The organism is Asaia siamensis, from assembly GCF_014635085.1.
Taxonomy (GTDB): Bacteria; Pseudomonadota; Alphaproteobacteria; order Acetobacterales; family Acetobacteraceae; genus Asaia; species Asaia siamensis.
This window is the reverse complement of sequence record NZ_BMCH01000008.1, coordinates 165,643-172,146: the sequence shown is the minus strand read 5'-3', so window position 1 is coordinate 172,146 and position 6,504 is coordinate 165,643. Positions and strand designations below refer to the sequence as shown.

The 6,504-nt window shown below is 56.7% G+C and carries 7 protein-coding genes; 1 reads left to right on the top strand and 6 read right to left on the bottom strand.

What is annotated here, in order from left to right; translation table 11 throughout:
- The 3 genes from IEV53_RS13710 to IEV53_RS13700 all read right to left on the bottom strand — a co-directional run.
- The coding region (locus IEV53_RS13710; protein WP_188427390.1) for a transposase at positions 1–264 on the bottom strand (264 nt) is incomplete at its 3' end.
- Between the two features lie 359 nt (positions 265–623).
- Entirely contained in the window at positions 624–992 is a 369-nt protein-coding gene (locus tag IEV53_RS14975; RefSeq protein ID WP_188427389.1) for a barstar family protein, read from the bottom strand.
- A gap of 245 nt (positions 993–1,237) precedes the next feature.
- On the bottom strand, positions 1,238–1,747 hold the full coding sequence (locus IEV53_RS13700) for a hypothetical protein (RefSeq protein ID WP_188427388.1): 510 nt from the start codon (positions 1,745–1,747) through the stop codon (positions 1,238–1,240).
- A 408-nt stretch (positions 1,748–2,155) separates the two neighbouring features.
- On the opposite strand from IEV53_RS13700, the gene IEV53_RS13695 reads away from it, so the two are divergent.
- Positions 2,156–3,412 carry an AGE family epimerase/isomerase gene (locus IEV53_RS13695; RefSeq protein ID WP_188427387.1) on the top strand — a complete coding sequence of 419 codons (1,257 nt, stop codon included), beginning with the start codon at positions 2,156–2,158 and terminating at the stop codon, positions 3,410–3,412.
- A gap of 44 nt (positions 3,413–3,456) precedes the next feature.
- Here the strand turns inward: IEV53_RS13695 and IEV53_RS13690 are convergent, their stop codons facing one another.
- The 3 genes from IEV53_RS13690 to IEV53_RS13680 are packed head-to-tail and all read right to left on the bottom strand — an operon-like array spanning position 3,457 to position 6,376.
- Positions 3,457–4,173, bottom strand: a complete 717-nt coding sequence (locus IEV53_RS13690) for a hypothetical protein (protein WP_188427386.1) — start codon at positions 4,171–4,173, stop codon at positions 3,457–3,459.
- A gap of 34 nt (positions 4,174–4,207) precedes the next feature.
- Positions 4,208–5,788 carry a bifunctional phosphoribosylaminoimidazolecarboxamide formyltransferase/IMP cyclohydrolase gene (gene purH, locus IEV53_RS13685; protein WP_188427385.1) on the bottom strand — a complete coding sequence of 527 codons (1,581 nt, stop codon included), beginning with the start codon at positions 5,786–5,788 and terminating at the stop codon, positions 4,208–4,210.
- Positions 5,789–5,842: 54 nt separating this feature from the next.
- Positions 5,843–6,376, bottom strand: a complete 534-nt coding sequence (locus tag IEV53_RS13680; protein ID WP_188427384.1) for a metal-dependent hydrolase — start codon at positions 6,374–6,376, stop codon at positions 5,843–5,845.
- Positions 6,377–6,504: the final 128 nt, after the last annotated feature.

The window sequence follows — 6,504 nt, the reverse complement described above, 5'->3', positions numbered from 1 at the left end:
CATCAGCCTGCGGAACCACCAATAGACGGTCTGCCACGGACCAAAGTGAGCCGGCAGCATCTCCCAGCCGCAGCCCGAGCGGACAAGATAGCGCAGTGCATTGATGATCTCACGAAAATCGGTCACTCGTTTCCGGCCACGCCGGTTCGCAGGCGGCATCAGGGGCGCTATGCGCTCCCATTCTTCATCGGTCAGATCAGATGGATAGCGTTTCGTCCTACCGGTGATGTCGGCCATTCGGCCTCGTTGTTCTGGCGTCCACATCCTGAGTGTGAATCACACGCCAGACGCCCTGAAAACCCCTCACGCTGAATTTCCAAAAGGGCTCTAAAATATTGGACGCGCGTGAAACAACCAGCTTAGGGAGCGCGGGCAAGGCGTTGACGATACGCTGACGCCCAAATGATACGCGAAGTCCCATCATGTAACGCTTGCGGTTTCTCAGGCACAGTTGTTATCCAACTCGTCATTCGAACCTTGATTAGAATGATGCCGTGAGGAAAGGCCGATATTTTCTACAGCAGCTCACCAGGATTTCAGATCATCGGCAATCTCTGACTTGGGGCACAAGCCTTGACATGACAGCAACGGCCGCATGGAAGATACAGGCGATGAAAACGGCATTATTTGGTTGTAATTCCCGCGCCCAGAAAGCCATGCGGCGCGACAACGCTTAGATTCTTCTCTTTCGTCCTGCTCCAATGATCAACTGCATCTATCATAATATTATTAAGTATTTTCAAATCTCTCTCACTGATATTAGGGGTATCACTGAATACAATCCAGACCTCGTAATACGTTATCCAATCAAGATCAGTGATACACTCATCGAATGCATTCCAATTGAACCCGAAATATGAGGGGAAATTCAACAGGGTACGAAAAATATTGAAGAAATCTTCAAGGCCCGATATGCCCGTCGGCACGTAATAGACCACGCTTTCTCTATTATTTGGGATTTCTTTTGATCCCAATTCAAATATGCCTGACATTATAACTATTATCTCTCAATATTCTATATTCAACCGTCGCGACTTGCTCGGGTTATTTTTCTGCTACAGGTATATGCTGAGCGATGCCCTGTGTCTATGCATTCGGTCAGTTCGTTCAAGCACGAGCGGGCTGCCTGATCAGGCGACAGATCTTGAGCCATACACATAAAACTACGGTGGGAGCTTCAGATAGTGGTATTCTGCGCAGAGCTCGATGGGGCAACGTCACTCATGTCAGCTATCGATCAAGGCACATGGAAAGGATACGCATCCTCTTCATACCGCAATTTCTCTATCCAGATATCGAGCGCTTCTCTCGATACAGAAACCTGATCGTGCTTGATGGAGGTGACCCTAAACGCGCGCGCAAGAGCTTTCTCCAGCTTTGGCTCTGCTGGGCCGCCGAGTTCCGTGACGCCACTGTTGTCGAGGAGGCTCTTTCCTTTGGTCGTCAGACAAAACTCATAAGTTTCCCACAAGACAGTGTCTCTTTGATAGGTCAGAGGGCTATTGGCAAGTTCAGTCAGCACGTCATTCGCCTTTTCAAGGCCCCATGAACAAAGTATGCCTGTATGCAAAAATCTGCAAAGCGAGATAAGCGCGGAATATCGCCACAAATCATTGAGCATCTCCCCCTCACGACAGGGGCCACAGATACTATCGATATGTGCGCTGGTATACGCGAGGAGTATAGGCCCTTCTTCGACTGCCAGTAATGTCATTGGCTGCTGATAGAAGGCGTAGAAGAAATCCAACGTCAGATATTCCCGTATTTTTATTTTATTGAGCTTAACTGCGCACTGAAAGTGGTGCCGTCGAAACAAGTCATTCCCACGCTTACGGCCTGGTCTTTCATCGCCATAAAAGTAACCCATAGATATCAGACTTGACCCGACGGATGCGTGCGAGAACAGCACCCCTTCAGGAAACAGGCTTTATCGGGATCCTTCGCCGGAGAGCCTGTTTTCTCATTAGCTCGCCTCCTCCCTGCCCTCCATCCCCCACCAGCCGTCACGCCTTGCTTTGCGCTCGGGGCAGAGGTTTGACTCATTGATGGTAAATAACCCGTGCAAGGAGCCGGGGCAGTCAATCGAACAATCAAACCGAAACCCCGCCGCCCTCTCTGCGTGTTGATCAAAACGACAGTACGACAGGATGGCACGATGACCGATCTACTCTCCCCCATGCTTCTGCCCGAGACAAGCTGGGTTCGACGCTCCGCCCATCGCCTCTGGCTCGCGGCTGAAGGACGCCGTCTCCTGCGTTTTGCCCAGGCCTCACGTATGGAGGGCGGCTTCGGCGCTCTGGGGCGTGATGGCTCTCTGCCCAGGGATGCGCAGCCGGATGGTATCCTGACCGCGCGAATGGTTCATGCTTTCTCAATGGCGACATTACAGGGCATCCCCGGCTGTCTGCCGCTGGTCCAGCACGGCGTCGCGGCCCTGCTTGGCCCGCTCCATGACAAGGATCATGGCGGCTGGTTTGAAACACCATCGGCACCGAACAATCGTAAGCAGGCCTATCTGCATGCTTTTGTGGCACTCGCCGGGTCGTCTGCAACACTGCTTGGTGTTGAGGGAGGTGAAAAGCTGCTCTCCCTTGCGACCGAAATTCTCGAGACACATTACTGGTCTGAAGAAGAAGGGGTAATGCGTGAGAGCTTCGCGCGCGACTGGAGCGATGAGGAAGATTATCGAGGGGCGAATGCCAATATGCATTCGACCGAAGCCTGCCTCGCGCTCGCAGACATCACAGGCAATGACGAATGGCTCAAGCGTGCCCACCGTATTGTCCATCGCTTCGTTCATGAAATTGCAGGGCCTCACGATTATTGCATGCCCGAGCATTTCAATCGCGACTGGGTGCTGCTGCGCGACTACAACAAGGACAAACCAACAGACTCACTGCGCCCTTATGGTATGACACCCGGGCATTTTGCTGAATGGGCGCATCTGACCGTCAAGGTTGAAGCGGCTTTGCTTCGTCGCGACGGCGTGGCGCCGGGATGGATGCTGCATGACTCGCGAGCGCTGCTCGACTCAGCCCTGCGCTATGGCTGGGCAGCAGATGGCAAGCCAGGAATGATCTATACCATCGACTGGGATCACAAACCGCATGTAACCGTGCGCGCCCACTGGGTACAGGCCGAAGCTGTCACGGCTGCGGTCAACCTACTCAAGCGCACAGGCAGTCCGGCCTATGAGACATGGTATCGCAAGCTTTGGGATTATATCGCCGAGGCGCTGATCGATCACGAACATGGCGGCTGGCGTAACGAAGTCGACGCGGACGGGCATATTTCAGGCGAGGTCTATGCCGACAAGGCCGATCTCTATCACGCTTTTCAGGCGACAGTAGCGCCCATCCTGCCACTCTCGCCCTGTCTCACGCTGGCCCTGCGCGAGTCAGATATCGTCTGAGCAACGGCACCCCGCCCCCTATATCGGGCGGGGTAGCTGAAATCCTATTCCGTGCCGCCCGGCGCCTCGATCTGGTCGTAACCTGTCGAGCCTGGCGGCGCACCGCGCGGGATGAGCGGTTCGTCAGACACGTGGATCGCCTGCAGGCGGTCAGGCCCAAGACGACGCGCAACCACAAGCTTGCCGAAAGCCGTCTGATAACCATAGCCCTCAGCGTAAATCGGCACCCCAAGCCTGAGAAAATTCGTGCGGGCACCTGACGCGGGCACGCGCAGCACCGTGCCTGTATTCAGCACAGCGCCATTCAGTGCACCATCACCGTCATGCAGCAGCCTGACAATGCGGCCTTCCGCATTGGCTGGCGGGGCTGATGTCACCAGTTCAGGCATGGGCGCGGCACAAAGGTCAGACTTGCCGCTGAGCGCGAGCGCACGCACAAGATGAAGCGAGGGCGCTGCCAGTCCTTTTACGACCAGTACGACCCCGGCGCGCAGGTGATGGTCCTGTGCCGCTAGGCCGGGAGGCATTTCGACCTCCGTGCCATCTGTCAGGAGGGCCCCGACAGCATCCCCCTGCGTGCCGGGTAGCAGACGCTCGATCTTGCCTGAAAAGCGCGGCAGATTGCCAAGATCAAAGACGCAATTACCGGATGGAGCCGTGTCGGCAGGCGGGGTGATTGCGGCCGAAGCGACACCCGAAAATCCGCCTAGAAGGGCAGCGAGCCCTATCGATGCACAAAGCTTCTGCAAGCGATTACCCATTCTGCCCTCCTGTTTCGCTACGACGATTTGACCGTCAGTGACGGAAATGGCGCATACCCGTGAACACCATGGCAATACCTGCTGCATCGGCCGCATCGATCACTTCCTGATCGCGGATCGATCCGCCCGGCTGGATGACGGCGACCGCACCCGCAGCAATCACGCTCTCAAGCCCATCCGCAAACGGGAAGAAGGCGTCGGATGCGGCAACAGAACCCTGCGTCAGGGCCACGCTCTCGCCTGCTGCTTCGGCAGCGTCCAGGCTCTTTCGTGCCGCGATACGCGCTGAGTCGACACGCGACATCTGACCCGCACCGATACCAACCGTTGCGCGGTCCTTGGCATAGATGACGGCGTTCGACTTGACGTGTTTGGCCACACGGAACGCGAAGAGAAGATCGGCCATTTCGGCGTCTGTCGGCGCACGTTTGGTCACGACGCGCAGATCGGCCTCGGTCACCTGCCCTGCGTCCCGGCTTTGCGCGAGGAAGCCACCAGAAACGGATTTGAATGTGAGCCCTTCAGAGGTCGCCGAAGGAACGCCGCCGGTCAGCAGAAGGCGCAGGTTCTTCTTGCGGCTCAGAACGGCTTTCGCGCCATCTGTCGCGTCGGGCGCGACGATCACCTCGGTGAAGATTGTCGCGATCTGCTCTGCCGTTGCTTCGTCCAGCGGGCGATTGAGGGCCACGATGCCACCGAAGGCCGAAACCGGGTCGCATTTCAGGGCGGATTTCCAGGCGGATTCGAGCGTCTCAGCGCTTGCGACACCGCAGGGGTTGGCATGCTTCACGATGACGACGCTCGGCTTGTCGAACTCGGCAACAGCCTCGAAAGCGGCATCCGTGTCGTTGAGGTTGTTATAGCTGAGCGCCTTGCCCTGAATCTGGGTGGCTGTAGCAATGCCATAGCGCTTTTCGGAGGTGACATAGAAAGCCGCGTTCTGATGCGGATTCTCGCCGTAGCGCAGCAATTCGCGCCGTGAACCGCTCAGCGTCATGGTTTCAGGCAGGGCCTCGCCGCGCTGACCGGCAAACCAGGAAGCGATCATCGAGTCATAGGCAGCCGTGTGGGCGTAGGCTGCGCCAGCCCAGAGCTGACGCTCGGCCAGGGTCGATCCGCCCTGCGCCAGCGAGGCAATGAGGGCGTCATATTGTGCTGGCTCGGTCAGGATCACGACATGATCATGGTTTTTGGCTGCAGCACGGATAAGCGCCGGCCCACCAATATCGATATTCTCGATGCAGTCTTCGGCATCGGCACCAGAGGCGACCGTGGCAGCGAAGGGATAGAGATTGACGCAGACGAGATCGATCGGCGCAATCTGATGCTCATCCATCTGGGCGAGATGCGATGCAAGATCGCGACGGCCGAGAATGCCGCCATGGATCTGAGGCACAAGCGTCTTGACGCGGCCATCCAGTATCTCCGGAAAGCCCGTATGGTCGGACACATCCGTCACATCCAGACCGGCCTCGCGCAGCGCCTTGGCCGAGCCTCCGGTCGAGAGAAGCTGGGCGCCTTGCGCGACCAGCGCCTTGCCGAGCGTGATCAGCCCCGCCTTGTCTGAAACGGAGAGAAGCGCCCGACGAATGGGCAGACGATCGGGAGAGGACATGACGGGCTCCAGAATGGCTTATTTTCTGTGCTGCTCTTAGTTCCCTGCGCCCGATTAGGCAATGAAGGCGTGTTGCGACGCTCTCGAACCGTCATGAAGCAGATTACGGGACAGATAATGATAGGTCACGCAGCTCAGCAGCCCCAGGCAGCAGACAAGAAGGAGATACTCCCTGAAACTGCCTGTCTTGGCGTATGGCCAGAGAGATACCCTGTTTTTCGATAAGGGATAGAGCGCCCAGCAACCGCCAGTCATCAGATCAGCGACGATATGGCTCACATATCCGACCAGAAACGCTCCCCATGGCGAATGGAGCGATCCCATTCCCTGAAAGTGCACAAGACCCCAGGCGATAAGCAATGGCACGAAAAAGGAATGCGTGACGGTACGATGGCCGCACAGCCGCGAAAGTGGTCGGGAGAGCCACACCATACGGCAACCGAGAAGCGATCTTTCCGTGTCCAGATCAGGGGCAAGGCTGCCAAGCCCGGCTGCGCACAGGCTCAGGAAAGACAGCGGCACGTAGCCCATAGACGACGCAGTGATGGCGGAAGCGACACCAAGAACGATATGAGAACGTCCGATCATGCCGCCTTATGACATTACTTTGAGACTCTCGTCTATCCTCCTGATTTTACGGCTGAGTTTTTAACGCTCCGCAGGCAACTCTCCCCGAGTTAGAGCCTCAAAATTTAGCCACGCCGATTTTAAAAAAC